A 16,874-nucleotide genomic window follows, 5' to 3' on the forward strand; every position below is an offset into this window, starting at 1 on the left:
GCAATGCGACGCTCCGTCGCAACCACAACGAAGGAAAAGAAGCATGTCAACGGAAGACAATCAGCGGCGGTTCAACAGACGCCAGCTACTCGGAACGACGGCGATGGCGGCTGCCGCCGGAGCGGCAGCGGCCGGCGGCGCCCTGAATTTTTCAGGCGGGATCGCCTCTCCTGCGATGGCAGCGGAAGGGCGTCGCCAGACCTGGGAGGTCAAGCCCGGAGAACTCGACGAATATTACACGTTCTTCTCCAGCGGCCAAAGCGGGGAAGTCCGCATCGTCGGCGTCCCCTCGATGCGTGAAATGATGCGCATCCCGGTCTTCAATCGCTGCAGTGCGACGGGATGGGGCCAGACCAACGAAAGCCGGAAAGTCCTGACCGAAGGACTTCTTCCGCAGACGGTAGAATTTCTCAAGGACCAGGGCGGGGTCTATCACAACGGCGACCTCCACCACCCGCATCCCTCGCAGACCGACGGCACCTACGACGGGCGCTATCTCTACGCCAACGACAAGGCCAATACGCGCGTCTGCCGTATCCGTCTCGACGTCATGAAGTGCGACAAGATCATCGAGCTTCCCAACCAGCACACGGTCCACGGTTTGCGCGTCCAAAAATACCCCAAAACCGGCTACGTATTCTGTAACGGCGAAGATGGCGTGCCGATCCCAAACGACGGAAAGATCCTGGACGATCCCAAGAGCTATCAGGCCATCTTCACGGCAGTCGATGGAGAGACGATGAAGGTCGCCTGGCAGGTCATGGTCGATGGCAATCTCGACAACGTCGACGCCGACTACCAGGGCAAGTATTGCTATTCGACCTGCTACAACTCGGAGAACGGCGTCAACCTCGAGCAGATGATGGCGAAGGACCAAGACTGGGTCGTCGTCTTCAACCTGAAGCGCATCGAGGACGCGGTCAAAAGTGGTGACTTCAAGGAAATCAATGGCGTCCCCGTTATCGACGGCCGTCACGGCTCACGGTACACGCGATACATCCCGGTCTCGAATGGCCCGCACGGCATGAACACCGCGCCCGACGGAATTCATGCGGTCGCCGCGGGCAAGCTCTCTCCGACCGTTACCGTTTTCGACGTCCGCAAATTCGACGACCTTTTCGACGACAAGATCCAGCCGCGGGACACGGTGGTCGCAGAACCGGAACTTGGTCTCGGACCGTTGCACACGGCCTACGATGGTCGTGGCAACGCCTACACCACCCTCTTCATCGACAGCCAGATCTGCAAATGGAACATCGAAGACGCCAAGCGCGCCTTCGCCGGCGAGAAGGTCAATCCGATCCGTCAGAAGCTCGATGTCCATTATCAGCCGGGGCATAATCACAGCTCCATGGGCCAGACCAAGGAGGCCGATGGCAAGTGGCTGATATCGCTGAACAAGTTTTCGAAGGACCGATACCTGAACGTCGGCCCGCTGAAGCCAGAGAGCGACCAGCTCATCGACATCTCCGGCGATGAAATGATCCTCGTTCACGACAACCCGACCTTCGCCGAGCCGCATGACGCGACGATCGTGCATGCCTCCAAGATCAACCCGGTCAGCCTCTGGAGCCGCGACGACCCGTTCTTTGCGGACGCCGTGGAGCAGGCGAAGAAGGACAACATCGATCTGATGACCGACTCCGAAGTGATCCGGGATGGCAACAAGGTGCGCGTCTACATGACGTCGTCGGCGCCCGCGTATGGTCTGGAATCCTTCACCGTCAAGCAAGGCGACGAGGTCACGGTCTACGTCACCAACATCGACGAGGTCGAGGACCTGACGCATGGATTCGCCATCGTCAACTACGGCATCAACATGGAAGTTGCGCCGCAGGCGACAGCTTCGGTCACCTTCACCGCGAGCAAGCCGGGCGTCTACTGGTACTACTGCTCCTGGTTCTGCCATGCCATGCACATGGAAATGAAGGGTCGAATGCTGGTCGAACCGAAGTCGGCATGATGCGGCAAGCTGCAATCGCTACCATGGCGGCCCTCTGGGCCGCCATCGGTTCGGACGCCTCGGCCGCGGATCGGATCGTCACGCCTTCCGACAGGGTGACCCTGGCGGCGATCGTCGATCAGGCCGCTGCGGGAGACCGGGTCATCCTGCGGGCCGGCAGCTATGACGGGCCGCTGACGATCAAGAAGCCGTTGACCTTGCAAGGTGACCTTGGCGCTTCCATAGTCGGAACGGGCAAGGGAACGGTCGTGACGATAGACGCCGTGGACGTCACGCTGCGCGGCCTCGAAATCCGTGGGTCGGGCACAAATCTTGAAACGATGGACTCCGGCGTCTTCGCAACCGAAGCAGCGAAGGGGGCGGTCATTGAGGACAACTTCGTAGCGCAGAACCTCTACGGCGTTTACATCCATGGCGCGAAGGACTCTATGACGCGCGGAAACCGGATCGTCGGAATCAGGGAGGGGCGGCTCAGTGAAGCGGGAAACGGCGTGACGGTGTGGAATGCACCGGGTGCGAAAGTCGTCGGAAACGACATCAGCTTCGGTCGCGACGGCATCGCCACCAACGCCAGCAAGCGCAACGTCTTCAGCGAGAACCGCTTCCACGACCTCCGTTTCGCCATTCACTACATGTACACCAACGACAGCGAAATCCGCGGCAACGTCTCGGTTGGAAACGTGGTGGGCTACGCCATAATGTTCTCGAGCCGGCTGAAGATCGTCGACAACCTCTCGGACGGCGACCGTGACCACGGAATCCTCCTAAACTCCGCCAACAGCTCATTAGTCCGAGGAAACATCGTGCGTGGGCGGCTGCAGCCGGAGAGCCGGTGGGCGTCGGCCGGATCGCGCGCCTCGACCCATGGGCTGCCTACCGACGACGGCCGACCCCAGGCCAGGGGCGACGTGGCCGGTTTCCACCTCGGCCCGGAAAAGTGCGTCTTCATCTACAACGCGAACAAGAACCAGTTCATCGAAAACGAGTTCAACGGCTGCGCGATCGGCATCCATTTCACCGCCGGGTCAGAAGGAAACGCCATGAGCGGAAACTCCTTCATCAGCAACCGCAACCAGGTCAAATATGTGGGAACCCGCTATCTGGACTGGTCTGCGAAAGGCCGAGGCAACTACTGGAGTGACAATCCTGCCTTCGATCTTGACGGCGACGGCATCGGCGACAGTTCGTACCGACCCAACGATCTCGTGGACAAGGTTTTGTGGACTTCGCCGCAGGCGAAGATCCTCACGACAAGCCCTGCCGTCCAGCTCATCCGCTGGGCCCAGGCCCAGTTCCCCGCCCTGCTTCCTGGCGGCGTGGTCGACAGTCATCCATTGATGGAACCTCCTGTTCGTTCGGGAGCTCGCCAATGAAGAAACCTACGGTCGTCCTATCGGGCGTCGCCAAGCGCTACGGCAAGGTCGAAGCAGTCAAGAATGTCTCCTTCACGCTCAACGAGGGCGAAACGGTGGCGCTCGTCGGTCACAACGGGGCAGGCAAGACCACGCTGATCAAATTGATGCTCGGCCTCATCCGCCCATCGGGCGGCAGCATCAACGTCATGGGAGAGGATCCGGCGGCGGGCGACGTCGCGGTTCGCAAGAAACTCGGATACCTGCCCGAAAGCGTCGCCTTCCACGCCGCCTTGACCGGCCGCGAAACAATCGCCTTTTACGCTCGGCTGAAGCACGTCGGTCCCTCAAATTCGCTGGAGCTTCTGGAACGTGTCGGACTGGGCGCCGAGGCCGCCGACAGACCTGTCCGCACCTATTCGAAGGGAATGCGCCAAAGGCTCGGGCTGGCGCAGGCCCTGCTTGGGGAGCCGCGCCTCCTCCTCCTCGACGAGCCGACGAGCGGCCTCGATCCGGCGTTGCGGCGCAGGTTCTATGATCTCTTGAGCGAACTCCGTTCGAAGGGCACCACGATACTCCTGTCGTCGCACGCCCTGACCGAACTCGAAGACCGGGCCGACCGTTTGCTGATCGTCAACAAGGGCGTGGCCGTCGCCGACGGGACATTGGACGATTTGCGCGGTCTTGCGCGATTGCCGACCCGCATCAGTGTCAAATTCGCCGCTGGGGCGACAGTTCGGAGCTTCACGAGCGGACGTGCCGCCTGGAGAGCAACGGAGGACGGCAGACTGGAAGCTGATGTGGCGATGGAAGACAAGATCGCCCTCCTCAAGGAAGTTACCACCTGTCCCGATGACATCGCGGATCTCCAGGTCACTGAACCTACTTTGGATGACCTCTACGCACACTTCCTCGGCGCCGGAAAGATAACTTCATGAAGAACGTGATCATCATCGCCTCGAAGGAAATTCGCGAGGGCCTTCGAAACAGGTGGATCCTCGCGACAACGCTTCTCCTGGGAGCGCTCGCCTTGACCCTTTCTTTTCTTGGCAGCGCGCCGACCGGAAATGTCGGAACAGATCAGCTCGACGTAGTGATCGTCAGCCTTTCCAGCCTGACCATCTTCCTGGTGCCGCTGATCGCACTCCTTTTGTCCCATGACGCGATCGTAGGCGAAATGGAACGGGGCACCATGCTTCTGCTCCTCAGCTACCCCGTAGGGCGAAACCAAGTGATCCTGGGCAAGTTTCTCGGACACATTGCGATTCTTTCCTTCGCGACGCTGCTTGGCTATGGGGCTGCCGCCGTCGCACTGGCGGCAACGGGAGCGAAGATCGACGCCGCAAGCTGGTCGGCGTTCGCAGCTATGCTGACGTCGTCGATCCTTTTGGGCGGCGTGTTCGTTGCGATCGGCTATCTCGTCAGCGCGCTTGCAGGCGAACGCAGCACCGCGGGAGGCATCGCCATCGGGGTGTGGCTGTTCTTCGTTCTCATCTACGACATGGCGTTGCTTGGCACGTTGGTCGCCGCAGGTGGACATGCTCTTCCAACGGGGCTGCTCGACGCTCTTCTTCTCATCAATCCGACAGACGCCTACCGCTTGCTCAACCTCGGATCTGGAAGCGCAGGAGCTCTTTCCGGCATGGGAGGCGTGGCGGAGCACTCCATGCTTGGCACCACGACCTTGCTGACTGCGCTTGCTCTCTGGACCGCTGGTCCTCTTGCACTTGCCGCCATGACATTCTCCAGGAGGGAACTATGAGGACCGCGTTCTTGACTTTGGTTTTCCTGTGCACGCTGTTGCTTGGCGGATGCGAAGAAAAGAGGGAGGCTGTCCCTCCCGCTCCGTTCGCGCTGACGGCGGAAGCGATCGGCAGGTACTGCGGGATGAACGTCCTCGAGCATGCCGGACCAAAGGGTCAGGTCATCCTCGACGCACAGATTGGAGAGCCTATCTGGTTCTCTTCGGCGCGCGATACATTGGCCTTCACGATGCTACCAGAGGAACCGAAGGACCTCGCGGCGATCTACGTTTCCGACATGAGCAAGGCTCCAAGCTGGGAGAAGCCCGGCGCGGACAACTGGATAGACGCCAGAAAAGCCTTCTACGTCATCGGCAGCTCGCTTCGCGGGGGCATGGGCGCCGAGGAGACGGTGCCGTTTTCGACGAAGGAGGCGGCAACGCGGTTCGCAGGCGAGCACGGCGGCAGCGTCGTTGCGTTCGCCGACGTTCCCCGCGAATACGTGTTGGGAGCCGGTGTGGACATCGGCACGGAAGCCCCGGCCGGTGAAGACAAAAAAGTGGAGGCACATGAACATGGCTAGGACTTTCACTCGTCGTCGCGCCATCGCCATCTTTGCCGCGGCGGCCGGACTGCCCTTGTTGACGCGCGCTGAGGGCGCCGCTCGTCCTCTGACTTGGAGGGGACAGGCTCTTGGTGCGCCGGCGACGATGATCCTGAACCATCAAGATCCAGTCGAGTCTACACGTCTTGTCGCCCTGGTCGTCGCGGAAGTTTCCCGGCTGGAGAAAGTGTTCAGCCTCTACCGCGACGATTCCGCCCTGACCGAATTGAACAAGGTGGGCGCCTTGATCGCCCCTCCCCAGGACCTTGTGTCCTTGCTCCAAAGGAGCCGCGGTTTCTGGGAGGCGACAGGCGGCGCCTTCGATCCCACGGTGCAGCCTCTTTGGAAGCTCTATTACCGACATTTCTCCGCGATCGATCCGGACCCGGCCGGTCCCGCGCAGGCAGAAGTCGCCTCCGTGCTGAAACGGGTCGACTTCGAAGGCGTCAAGTTCAACCGTGACCGGATCGTCATGCGCCCCAACATGGCGCTCACGCTCAATGGAATCGCGCAGGGCTACATCACCGATCGCGTCGTCGACATGCTTCGCAACGCTGGAGTGACGAGCTGCCTCGTCGACATGGGAGAGGATCGGGCGATTGGCTCCCGACCGGATGGAACCCCGTGGCGCATCGGCCTGGCCGAAGGAGAAGACGGTCGCCCCGATCAAATCCTGAACATCGTCAACAAGGCCGTGGCGACATCAAGCGCCGCCGGTTTTCACTTCGACGAGGAGGCTCGTTTCGGCCATATCCTTGATCCGCGAAGCGGCGGCACGCCTCGGCTCTATCAGCGCGTAAGCGTCGTTGCCGGCGACGCCACCACCGCCGACGCCTTTTCGACCTCCTTCAACGTGCTGGACGAGATCGCCATCCGAAGGATCGCGCGGTCCTCCACTGACCTGACCATCCACGTGGTCGACGAGGCCGGAAACCCCTCGCGCATCGAAAGCAAGGCATGAACGAGTGTCGTGAACAGAGGCTGCGGCGTTGATGCGCGCATAGGCCGTCGTCTCTAATCCCACCGGAATGACGAAGGAGAAGCCGATGAAATCGATTGCAACTCTCGCTCTGGCAGCATCCGCCGCAGTCATCGCTGGTTCGGCGGCTGCGGCCGATTTCGAAGTCCACATGCTGAACAAGGGCGCGGACGGCGTCATGGTGTTCGACCCCCTTTTGAGGAAGGTGAAGGATATGATTCCGGACGGCGCCGCGGCCTTCCGGGGTAAGACCAACGAGACCGTCAAGCAGACGTTCTCTATGCCGGGCGCCTGCGTGATCAAGTGTCTGCCCCATTTCCCCATGGGCATGGTGGCCGTCGTCGTCGTGGGTGACGCTCCCGCGAACCTTGATAAGATCGAGTCCGCAAAGCTGCCCAATAAGGCCAGGGAGCGCGTCGACAAGGCGCTGTCGGAGCTCTGACCCATATCCTCATGCGCCAGGTAGTTGGGAGGCCGTCAGCCCATCGTTCTCGTTCGATAAAATCCGGAACTTCAATCTTCACTAATGTTTTCGACATAGGGTGTCTGCAACAGCAGGTGGCGGGTTGATGACATCAGACGATATTGAATGCGAAGTCGGGGCTGGCGGCGCGGCTCTTTCGCGTGTCGCGGTGGCAGCCCCGCCGACCTCGCTGGCGTCACCGGCCATTCCGGGGTTCGACATGGTCGTCGCCGCCAACTTTGCCGACGCGACGAAGCTCGCGCTGATTTCGGTCGATCCGCGCGGCCGTATTCGATTTGTGAACCGGGCGGCCGCCAGTCTTTTCGGCTACGCGCGGGATGAAATGATCGGCCAGCCCGTTGAAATCATCATCCCAGAACGACTGCGCAGCTCGCACGCGCGGGGTTTCGCCCGTGCAATGGCTGGAGAAGAACTGAACCTCGGCGGCAAGGCGGTCGAAGTGTACGCAGTGCGCCGGAATGGCAGCGAGTTTCCGATCGAATTGACACTCTGCGCCTGGCATGACGGCCGCGAAATGGGTGCTGGTGCGGTGATAAGAGACATCACCGAACGGCGCGAGAGGGACAGCCGTCTCCTGCGCCTCGCAAGTCAGGATCAATTGACGGGGCTTCACAATCGAAGCCGTTTTACGGAGATCCTCGAGGGCGAGATGATGGCGGGCGGGCGCTCGACTGTCGTGATGATCGACATCGACGGCTTCAGGGACGTGAACGACGTGCACGGTCATGTGACGGGGGATTCCCTTTTGCAGTCGGTGGCTGTGAGACTGCCGCATAGTCTTCCTGCAAATGCGGAGGTGGCGCGCTTCGGCGGTGACGAATTCGCGGTGCTGCTGCCCGGCGTGGACGACCGGCGTGCGGCCATGGCGTTTGCCCAGGCGATATTGGAGTCTTTTGCAAGACCATTTGAAGTCGACGGACAGGTGCTGGACCTTGGAGCTAGCATCGGGATTGCGATCGCCGCCGTGGACGGCGGTGACGCCGACGAGGTCGTGGCAAGCGCCGATCTCGCGCTTGCCAATGCCAAGTCGGGCGGCAGGTCGGCCCGTATGTACGAGCCGGAAATGAGGAGCGAGGCTAATGAGCGTCGCGCCTTGAGGGATCAACTGCTTCAGGCTCTTCGCGCTCGCCAGCTAGTCCTCCATTTCCAGCCACAAGTCGACATAAGATCCAGAACCATCTTCGGAGTGGAAGCACTGATCCGTTGGCAGCATCCAGAAAAAGGCATGCTGATGCCAGGGACGTTTCTGCCCGCGCTCGCGCAGAGCGCGCTCGCACTTGAGATCGGCTGGTGGACGTTGGACGAAGCCTGCAGGGTCGCCTCGCTTCTTAACGCGTCAAGCAGCCGCTCCATAAGAATGGGCGTCAACCTCTTCCCTGAGCAACTGCAGGCGCCAATTCTTTGCAAAAAGGTCTCGCAGGCTCTGGACAGGCACGGTCTGGCCGCGGAGCTGCTCGAGCTCGAGATAACGGAGACGATTGCCTTGCACGACGACGACAAGTCGCTCGATGCCATGAACATGCTGCGCGACATCGGCGTCGGCATCGCGTTCGATGATTTTGGAACCGGCTACGCGTCGCTCAGTTCGTTGCAACGTTATCCGCTTACGAAGCTTAAGATCGACCGTGGTTTCGTTTCAGAGCTTGCGACAAAGCCGCGAAACGCGGCGATCACCCGCGCCTTGATCGCCATGAGTCTCGAGATGGGGCTCGAAACGATTGCGGAGGGGATCGAGACGCGGGAGCAGGAGGAATTTCTTCTCTCGCTCGGATGTCCCTCCGCACAAGGCTGTCGCTACGGAAAGCCAATGGCTTTCGAAGCTCTTAAAGATTATCTACGCGAGATTTGAAACGCGCCACGGTCCGTTACCAGCCTCCGAAAATTCGACCTTCCCTCGTAGGGCTTGGTGACCAAAGCAGTCACGGGAAAAGCGCCATCGCGTTTGGCTCCTTCGCGGCGTCCGGCTTTCAAACGATGATCTTATCGATGCTTGACCAAAGTCAAAGAGCGACTTGTAGGGATATCTTAGGGTCGTCCGCGAGGCCAGATCCGGCCCGCAAAAAGGAGATATGAAAAATGCGTTCGAAATTCGGTCTGATCGCCGTTGCTGCGGTGCTCGTTGCGTCTGCGGCCCCGTCGATGGCCGCCGATCATCAGATTCAGTTGCTCAACAAGGGCGCCGACGGCGTCATGGTCTTCGAGCCTGGCTTCGTCAAGATCGCTCCCGGCGACACCGTCACCTTCGTGCCGACCGACAAGAGCCACAACGTCGAAACCTACAAGGGTCTCATTCCGGACGGCGCGGCGCAATTCAAGTCGAAGCCGAACGAGGAGTTCCAGACCAAGTTCGACGTGCCCGGCGCCTACGTCGTCAAATGCACTCCACATGCCGGCATGGGCATGGTCGCACTGATCCAGGTCGGCGACGCGCCGACAAATCTCGACGCCATCAAAACGGCAAAGGTGCCGAACCCGGTGCGCAAGCGCCTCGACGCCGATCTCGCCCAGGTCACCCAGTAAATTACAATGCTGGCATGAGCAGGTGGCGGCGAAAGGCCGCCACCGGGGATTCGAGCTTGCCCTCCTCGACGAAGCAACGCGACTGAATGCCAGCCGCGACGTCCGCCGCTCGCCGACGTCGGCTGAGCATGGCACGGATGAGAGCTTCCATTCCCCGCTCATGAATGTCGGAAGGAAGCTTGTCATCTCGACAGATTCGAGTTTGCTCGTCCTCCCTACGCTTACCCAAGGCGAAACCGCTCGCGCTGTTCGGGCGTAATCAGGGCCAAGATGCTTTTTGCGAGCTGCTGATAAGATGACGTGCTTCGGCCCTCAATTGAGGTGCCTTGAACCGCGGCTACGAGCAGTGTCCGCAGGTCCGACACAACGCGGGCGTCCGCATCGCCTGCACCCACGTCGGGAGTGCTCAATCCTTCGAGATTCTCGACCAAGACACCCGCGCCCACCATTTGCCAATGAGAAATGGTCGGGCCGAAAACTGCTGGCTGCAATGGCTGATCAATTCCGAGAGTCCGAGCGTCAAGCTAGGACGCCTTGTTTCCAACTCTGCCAAACTTTCTCGATAGGCGGCTAAGCCGCTTCGGCTTCAGGGTGGACCGCCCGATCGCCAGGAGGATTATTGTCGCCATGGGCCTTGCGGATCATCCGCAGGATTTCGCGTTCAGCCTTGATATGCTTGCGCATCGAGTGGAAGAACGAGCGGAGCAGGTAGCCTACCGCATCCCATGACATGCGGCATCCGCCGTCCTTCAGGGCCGACAGTACCTCTACCACCTCGCGACCGTTGTCCAAGTCGAAAATCCGTTCGCACCTTCTGCCTTCCTCGGCTTCGGCCCTTTCTCCTTCTCCAATGACGAGATGCAGACCTGCCGAAATTACCTGCTCCTCCAGGCGGTGCGTCGCCTGCAATAGCGGAACGAGGCCGATCGTTATCGTATCGCAAATCCGCTCGTCGACGTGACACGGCAGGAAGTCGGCGATCGCCTCAAGGAGGTCGCACCACGACGCGAGTTGCCCGTAGCAGCCCTCGAGGTCGGCGAACTTTTCGGGATGATGGTTATGCATGGTCTACCTTTGCAGAAAGAGGCTCGCGGCGATTCCGACCGTGGCGATTACGGCGGAAATCACACCGGCTCGCTGGAGAACGCCCATGCGATAGAGCGCTATCGCAAATATGACGATCACCGGAGTGGCGATCGACAGGCCTGTCTGTGCGTCGGTCATTGAGGTTCTCCTTTTGCCGCCGAACATATGGCGGCTCGCAGGCCCGGTCTTTGAGATCGATCAAACACGGAGAAGATGCGCGAAAAGGCGTCGCGAATGCAGAGGCATAAGACAGAGACTTCCCCCGGACAGGAACTCGATACACCAGTCGATCCGGCTTTTGCGGCACCTCGCCAGCGTGACCGTCGACCTTTGCACCGATCAAGGCTCCGCAGCGTCCAACGTTTTCAATCTTTGCCTTTCGGCAAAGAAGGATGCCGACATAGGTCCTATTCGGGTTGCATGACATTGACGACGACGCGCCATGAACTGGAAGCCGGATCCCCTGCCAGGGGCGACGATCTTCTCGTGTGGATCTTATCCTGGAGCGAACTGGCGGCCTTCGGAGCTCTTCTTTCCGCCTTCGTAGCAGTCTCCTGGATTCATCCAGAAGAGGTTGCCGCCGGTAGGGCGAAACTTCACCACCTCATCCCGATCGTCAACACCGTCGTGCTCCTCGCGAGCGGCTGGTTCGCCGCTGTCGCCACTTGCCAGGCGACTGTCAAGAGGCAACGGATCGCTCTGCTTGGAGCTTCAGCCGGCGGGATGTTGTTCGTGGCCTTGAAGATACATGAATACAGTCTGGAAGGCGCCACGCTACTCGCGGACGACACCTTCTCGACCTTATACGTGCTGATGACGGGCTTTCACCTCGCGCACGTGCTGTTCGGTTCACTCGTGCTTGCCTTGCTCGTACGATACCCCTCGCCACAAAACGTCCATATGATGACGACTCTCTGGCACGTGATCGACATCGTCTGGTTGGTCATGTTCCCCGTGGTGTACATCTTATGAAATTCGACGCCTCGAAACGAGCGACACGGACGCTCGCGGTCCTCCTCGGCCTTACCGCCGCCACGCTGGCCGCCGTCTTCCTGCTACAAGCCTCTTCCTGGAAAGCAGGTCTCACCGTCGCCGTGGGATTCACCTCGATTTGCAAGGTACGGCTTGTCGTCCTGGATTTTTTGGGGCTTAGGACGTCGGGCTCGGCGCTCATACTGGCACTGCAGGCCTGGGCCGCCGTCGTCCTGATCCTCGCGGCGGCACGACCTATGGCCGCCGCGTTTGCGCTTTTTTGAGCTGCCTTTTTTCCAGCTCTAAACACATCGACAGCCTGCGCTTCGCCTCGTCAACGGCAGGCATCGAGACGTCAATCCTTGTCCGGAGCATTTGCGTCACAGCGCCCTCGGTCTCCGTTGGACAGATCTTTCGTCCGGATCGCAGAATCGATCGACTGCTTGCGAATCCACAAAGACCGCCTGCGCTCCTTCGATCATCCCGTCTCTGCGAGCCAACGGCTCGATTCCGACGTCACGGCGACTTCGCCACTGACCTGAAAGGATGATCGATGGCTGAACGCCTGACAAAAACCGCGGCTCGAAACGTCTTTTATGGCGGATCGGCCTTCTTCTTCGCCATATTCCTGGGGCTGACCGCCCATAGCCACTACTACATCCGAACCGTCTCCACCGATGAAACGACGCTGACTGAGGGCGTGGCCCGCGGCAAGCACGTCTGGGAAAAGAACTCCTGCATCAACTGCCACACGCTCGAGGGTGAAGGCGCCTATTTCGCGCCGGAGCTGTCAAACGTCTGGATTCGCTGGGGCGGCGACAAGGATTCGTCGAGCGCCCGAGAAGCGCTTCACGCCTGGATGGCGGCGCAGCCCTCCGGAATCGAAGGCCGCCGGCAGATGCCACAGTTCAACCTGACCGACCAGGAAGTGGACGATCTCGCCGACTTTCTCGAGTGGGTGAGCAAGATCAAGACCCAGAACTGGCCACCGAACCAGGCCGGCTGAGCGCGAGAGGATCACAAAGATGAAATACAAGACCCAAAGCGTGGCTATGCTCTACTTTTACGGTGCACTTGGCTTATTCATGGCGCAGCTTCTTTTCGGCGTCCTCGCCGGAACGATCTACGTGCTGCCTAACACGCTCTCCGTCGAGCTGCCCTTCAACATCGTCCGTATGATCCATACGAACGCCCTCATCGTCTGGCTGCTGATGGGATTCATGGGCACGACGTACTTTCTCATTCCCGAGGAGTGCGAGACCGAACTGTACAGCCCGAAGCTGGCGATCGCCCAGTTCTGGATCTTCCTGATCGCAGCAGCGGTAGCCGTCGTCGGCTATCTCTTCCACATCCACGAAGGGCGTGAGTTCCTCGAACAGCCGTTCCTGATCAAGGTCGGGATCGTCGTTGTCGCGCTGATGTTCCTGTTCAACATCACGATGACCGCGCTCAAGGGCCGCAAGACCACGATCACTAACATCCTACTGTTCGGCCTGTGGGGCGTCGCGATCTTCTTCCTCTTCGCCTTCTACAACCCGGTGAATCTGGCGCTCGACAAGATGTACTGGTGGTACGTCGTCCACCTTTGGGTCGAAGGCGTCTGGGAGCTCATCATGGCGTCGGTCCTGGCGTTTCTGATGATCAAGCTCAACGGCATCGATCGCGAGGTCGTCGAGAAGTGGCTCTACGTCATCATCGGCCTCGCCCTCTTCTCCGGCATCCTCGGCACCGGTCACCACTACTATTGGATCGGCGCTCCCGGATACTGGCAGTGGATCGGCTCGCTCTTCTCGACGCTCGAAGTGGCTCCTTTCTTCACCATGGTCGTCTTCACCTTCGTCATGACGTGGCGGGCCGGCCGCAAGCATGAAAACAAGGCGGCGCTCCTGTGGTCGATCGGCTGCTCGGTCATGGCCTTCTTCGGCGCGGGCGTCTGGGGCTTCCTGCACACCCTGTCGTCGGTGAACTACTACACCCACGGCACGCAGGTCACCGCGGCCCACGGTCATCTCGCCTTCTTCGGCGCCTACGTCATGCTCAATCTCGCTGCAATGGCCTATGCGATACCGCAGATCCGCGGCCGCGCCCCCTACAACCAGTGGCTTTCGATAACCAGCTTCTGGATCATGTGCGGCGCCATGTCGGTGATGACATTCGCCCTCACCTTCGCCGGCGTTGTCCAGGTGCACCTGCAGCGGGTCCTCGGCGAATCCTACATGGACGTCCAGGACCAACTCGCCCTCTTCTACTGGATCAGGCTCGGTTCCGGCGTCTTCGTCCTCCTCAGCGCGATCATGTTCATCTGGGCGGTCCTCGTTCCAGGCCGCGCCCGCGTTCACAACGTTGCAGCCCAGCTCGCCGAATAGGCGGGCTTCCCCACTGGAGATCTGAAATGACGATAGCTCTGAACCTTCCGCTGAACCCGAAGACGGAAATCCCCCACTATTCGCCCCAAGGCAACGAATGCGCGCTGTTCGAGAGCGCATGGACGCGTCAATTGCCAGTGCTTCTCAAAGGACCGACCGGGTGCGGAAAGACCCGGTTCGTCCACCACATGGCGGCTCGGCTCGGACTTCCCGTATCGACCGTCTCCTGCCACGACGACCTCACTGCAGCCGATCTCACCGGCCGCTACCTTCTCAAGGGTGGCGAGACCGTCTGGGTCGACGGACCGCTGACGAAGGCAGTGCGCAACGGGGGCTTATGCTACCTGGACGAAATCGTCGAAGCCCGCAAGGACGTCGCCGTCATCCTCCATCCCCTCACGGACGACCGCCGCATCCTGCCGCTCGAGCGAACTGGCGAGATACTCGAGGCTCAGCCTGCTTTCATGGTCGTCGTCTCGTACAATCCGGGCTACCAGAACCTGATGAAGGCATTGAAGCCGAGCACTCGCCAGCGGTTCGTCTCGATCGAGTTCGACTTCCTTCCCCGCGACAAGGAGATCGCCATCGTATCGATCGAGAGCGGACTTCCGGAAGGCAAGGTCGCGCCTCTGGTCGACCTTGCCAGGCGACTGCGCGTTTTGAAGGGACAGGATATCGAGGAAGGCGTGTCGACGCGACTTCTCATTTATTGCGCGACGCTTGTCGACGCCGGCATGCCCGTCTCGGAAGCCGTTTTGGCGGCCATCATCGAACCTCTCACGGACGAGCCGGACGTCAAGGCTGCGCTCCTCGAAGTCGCCAAGGCGACATGTGCTTAGGATCGACATCATGCTGGAATTTCTGGAACTTGAAGAGACTGTCGGACGAGCTTGGCATCGCATTATCGGCGAAACGAGTTCGTGGCCGCACCATCCGAACCAGGCTGTGCATCTGACGGAAGTCAAGCCGCAGCTTTCCGTCTGTTTTCGTGCCTTCGGCGGTGCGGCCACCTTTCAGATCCAGAAGTCCCGGCAGAAGACCTCCTCACATCGCCTGCGGCTGCGCCAGGTCGTCGGCCTGGGCGAAGAAAGAAGCGATCATCCGACCTGGGACGACGCGGCCATACATCTCCCAGGCACGATCGACGTCTTCAGCGATCAAGACCTCAACCGAGACCTCTACTTCTGGCTCGCAGGCTATGTCGCGGTGGCCGTCGCTAAGGATCCGCCTTCCGACGTCGCGCTCGCGGACATCGCCCGCGTCGAAGCCGGCCGGCGGAACTCGCGGCGTCTGGTCAAGACATTTCCAGGCATGGCCGACCGGTACGTGCGCCTCGCCCACGCGCTGACTTCCTGCCGAAAGCGCGGCAGGCTCCCGCTGATCGAGTCCCGCATCGAGGCGTTCGCGATGACCGCCCTGTCGTTCCCGCTCGAACACGAACTTCCGCCCGCCGCCCAACCCGCCATCGACGCCGCCCCCGCGGGGTATCTGCCAATGCTTTCCATCCCCCTCTGGCCAGATTTCCGTGGACGGACGGAGATCCAGTCATCCGATCGTGACGATCTTCCCTCTGACGCCGCGCAACGGGACGGTGAGGAAAGGCTCTCGCACGAGGCGAAGCGGCAGAAGGATGGCGACGACCGCAAGCGCGATCCTTTGATTTTGAACAGGTTCGAGAAGATCCTCGCGATGGCGGAGATGGTCAACGTCGACCGACCGACTGACGATCGCGACGACGACGAACCATCCGCCGCCGACGAGCTCGATGACATCACGCTGAGCGAGACGAAGGAACGGCCGAAGTCCAAGTTTCATTTCGATCTCGACCTCTCTCCCGAGGCGGTCGACGCGTCCCGCATCCAAGGCGAACTTGTCTATCCCGAATGGAATTTTCGCAAGAACGAATACCTGGAGGATCATTGCCGCGTCATAGTGGGTATTGCTCCCGACGCCAAGCACGCGACTTTGGCGACAGATCAGTCCATCGTCCGCAAGGTCAAGAAGCAGTTCGAAAACCTGCGCCCGAAGCGCGAAGTTCGACACGCACAGTTGGATGGAAACGATATCGACATGGACGCCGTCGTCCGCTCGCGTATCGATCTTCTCGTCACCGGCGAGCCGAACGACCACATATTCGAGTGCGCCCGGCCGGCCGCGCACGAACTTGCGACCACGATACTCGTCGACGTTTCGCTGTCGACCGATTCCTGGGTCGACAATCGGAGGGTTCTCGACGTGGAAATGCAGGCCCTCGACGTGCTCTCCCGTGGTCTTGACGCCTGTGGAGACAGGTTCTCCGTCCAGACATTCACGTCCTGTCGCAGGGACTGGATTCGCGTCGACACCATCAAGCGGTTCGATGAGAGGTTCTCGCCGGCAGTCGCCTGCCGCATCGCCAGCCTCAAGCCTGGCTACTACACCCGTATGGGCGCCGCGATTCGGCACGTCTCGGACCAGCTTGACAAGCAGGGCTCTCGCAAGCGGCTGCTGATGATCCTGACCGACGGCAAGCCGAACGACATCGACCACTATGAAGGCCGGTTCGCTCTTGAAGACTGCAGGCGCGCCGTCATCGAAGCGAGAGGTCGAGGTCAGGCAGTCTTTGCCGTGACCGTCGATCGGAACGCGCAAGACTATCTTCCCGCCATATTCGGGCGTCAGGGCTACGCGCTTATCTCGAACATCGCGAGGCTGCCGAGCGCGCTCCCTGCGATCTATCGGAATCTGACCGCATGAAGGCGCTATCGCAACGCGGCAGGTGATCCGGATATTCGTCACTAACGGTTGAAACCGAAATTCCGGCTCA

At 60.5% G+C, this 16,874-nt stretch carries 18 protein-coding genes; 15 read left to right on the forward strand and 3 right to left on the reverse strand.

Annotated elements, in window-relative coordinates; all coding sequences use genetic code 11:
• Nucleotides 1-43 precede the first annotated feature (43 nt).
• From nosZ to N2A41_RS29310, 9 genes are all read left to right on the forward strand, one after another.
• On the forward strand, nucleotides 44-1,963 hold the full coding sequence (gene nosZ / locus N2A41_RS29270) for a TAT-dependent nitrous-oxide reductase (RefSeq protein WP_260111581.1): 1,920 nt from the start codon (nucleotides 44-46) through the stop codon (nucleotides 1,961-1,963).
• Nucleotides 1,960-3,336 carry a nitrous oxide reductase family maturation protein NosD gene (locus N2A41_RS29275; protein WP_441005726.1) on the forward strand — a complete coding sequence of 459 codons (1,377 nt, stop codon included), beginning with the start codon at nucleotides 1,960-1,962 and terminating at the stop codon, nucleotides 3,334-3,336. Before nosZ ends, N2A41_RS29275 begins: the two co-directional genes overlap by 4 nt.
• Nucleotides 3,333-4,253: an ABC transporter ATP-binding protein gene (locus tag N2A41_RS29280; protein ID WP_131606010.1), complete on the forward strand. Its 921-nt coding sequence runs from the start codon at nucleotides 3,333-3,335 to the stop codon at nucleotides 4,251-4,253. Before N2A41_RS29275 ends, N2A41_RS29280 begins: the two co-directional genes overlap by 4 nt.
• The gene (locus tag N2A41_RS29285) at nucleotides 4,250-5,077 is read left to right on the forward strand and encodes an ABC transporter permease (RefSeq protein ID WP_260111582.1); all 828 of its coding nucleotides are present in this window, start codon (nucleotides 4,250-4,252) and stop codon (nucleotides 5,075-5,077) included. Before N2A41_RS29280 ends, N2A41_RS29285 begins: the two co-directional genes overlap by 4 nt.
• The gene (locus N2A41_RS29290) at nucleotides 5,074-5,640 is read left to right on the forward strand and encodes a nitrous oxide reductase accessory protein NosL (RefSeq protein WP_260111583.1); all 567 of its coding nucleotides are present in this window, start codon (nucleotides 5,074-5,076) and stop codon (nucleotides 5,638-5,640) included. Before N2A41_RS29285 ends, N2A41_RS29290 begins: the two co-directional genes overlap by 4 nt.
• Nucleotides 5,633-6,622 (forward strand): FAD:protein FMN transferase, encoded by a 990-nt coding sequence (locus tag N2A41_RS29295; protein ID WP_260111584.1) that lies wholly within the window; start codon nucleotides 5,633-5,635, stop codon nucleotides 6,620-6,622. Before N2A41_RS29290 ends, N2A41_RS29295 begins: the two co-directional genes overlap by 8 nt.
• A gap of 85 nt (nucleotides 6,623-6,707) precedes the next feature.
• Nucleotides 6,708-7,082 carry a plastocyanin/azurin family copper-binding protein gene (locus N2A41_RS29300; RefSeq protein ID WP_260111585.1) on the forward strand — a complete coding sequence of 125 codons (375 nt, stop codon included), beginning with the start codon at nucleotides 6,708-6,710 and terminating at the stop codon, nucleotides 7,080-7,082.
• A gap of 127 nt (nucleotides 7,083-7,209) precedes the next feature.
• A complete protein-coding gene (locus tag N2A41_RS29305; RefSeq protein WP_260111586.1) occupies nucleotides 7,210-8,973 on the forward strand; it encodes a putative bifunctional diguanylate cyclase/phosphodiesterase in 1,764 nt (587 codons plus the stop codon).
• A 227-nt stretch (nucleotides 8,974-9,200) separates the two neighbouring features.
• The gene (locus tag N2A41_RS29310; RefSeq protein ID WP_131606022.1) at nucleotides 9,201-9,644 is read left to right on the forward strand and encodes a pseudoazurin; all 444 of its coding nucleotides are present in this window, start codon (nucleotides 9,201-9,203) and stop codon (nucleotides 9,642-9,644) included.
• A gap of 1 nt (nucleotide 9,645) precedes the next feature.
• On the opposite strand, the gene N2A41_RS29315 is transcribed toward N2A41_RS29310, so the two are convergent.
• From N2A41_RS29315 to N2A41_RS29325, 3 genes are all read right to left on the reverse strand, one after another.
• Nucleotides 9,646-9,795, reverse strand: a complete 150-nt coding sequence (locus N2A41_RS29315) for a hypothetical protein (protein WP_260111587.1) — start codon at nucleotides 9,793-9,795, stop codon at nucleotides 9,646-9,648.
• A gap of 419 nt (nucleotides 9,796-10,214) precedes the next feature.
• Nucleotides 10,215-10,709: a hypothetical protein gene (locus tag N2A41_RS29320; RefSeq protein WP_260111588.1), complete on the reverse strand. Its 495-nt coding sequence runs from the start codon at nucleotides 10,707-10,709 to the stop codon at nucleotides 10,215-10,217.
• Nucleotides 10,710-10,712: 3 nt separating this feature from the next.
• The gene (locus N2A41_RS29325) at nucleotides 10,713-10,868 is read right to left on the reverse strand and encodes a hypothetical protein (protein WP_097545300.1); all 156 of its coding nucleotides are present in this window, start codon (nucleotides 10,866-10,868) and stop codon (nucleotides 10,713-10,715) included.
• A 282-nt stretch (nucleotides 10,869-11,150) separates the two neighbouring features.
• Between N2A41_RS29325 and N2A41_RS29330 the strand changes: the two genes are divergently transcribed.
• The 6 genes from N2A41_RS29330 to N2A41_RS29355 all read left to right on the forward strand — a co-directional run bounded on the left by N2A41_RS29330 (nucleotide 11,151) and on the right by N2A41_RS29355 (nucleotide 16,804).
• Nucleotides 11,151-11,702: a cytochrome c oxidase subunit 3 gene (locus N2A41_RS29330; RefSeq protein ID WP_260111589.1), complete on the forward strand. Its 552-nt coding sequence runs from the start codon at nucleotides 11,151-11,153 to the stop codon at nucleotides 11,700-11,702.
• Nucleotides 11,699-11,986 carry a cytochrome C oxidase subunit IV family protein gene (locus N2A41_RS29335; RefSeq protein ID WP_260111590.1) on the forward strand — a complete coding sequence of 96 codons (288 nt, stop codon included), beginning with the start codon at nucleotides 11,699-11,701 and terminating at the stop codon, nucleotides 11,984-11,986. Before N2A41_RS29330 ends, N2A41_RS29335 begins: the two co-directional genes overlap by 4 nt.
• Before the next feature lie 269 nt (nucleotides 11,987-12,255).
• Nucleotides 12,256-12,708, forward strand: coding sequence for a c-type cytochrome (locus tag N2A41_RS29340; RefSeq protein ID WP_113546179.1), 453 nt, complete (start codon nucleotides 12,256-12,258; stop codon nucleotides 12,706-12,708).
• A gap of 19 nt (nucleotides 12,709-12,727) precedes the next feature.
• Entirely contained in the window at nucleotides 12,728-14,068 is a 1,341-nt protein-coding gene (locus N2A41_RS29345) for a nitric-oxide reductase large subunit (protein WP_260111591.1), read from the forward strand.
• Between the two features lie 26 nt (nucleotides 14,069-14,094).
• A complete protein-coding gene (locus tag N2A41_RS29350; protein WP_260111592.1) occupies nucleotides 14,095-14,907 on the forward strand; it encodes a CbbQ/NirQ/NorQ/GpvN family protein in 813 nt (270 codons plus the stop codon).
• Between the two features lie 10 nt (nucleotides 14,908-14,917).
• On the forward strand, nucleotides 14,918-16,804 hold the full coding sequence (locus N2A41_RS29355; RefSeq protein ID WP_260111593.1) for a nitric oxide reductase activation protein NorD: 1,887 nt from the start codon (nucleotides 14,918-14,920) through the stop codon (nucleotides 16,802-16,804).
• Nucleotides 16,805-16,874 lie beyond the last annotated feature (70 nt).

The organism is Rhizobium sp. SRDI969 (genome assembly GCF_025152725.1).
GTDB lineage: Bacteria > Pseudomonadota > Alphaproteobacteria > Rhizobiales > Rhizobiaceae > Rhizobium > Rhizobium leguminosarum_I.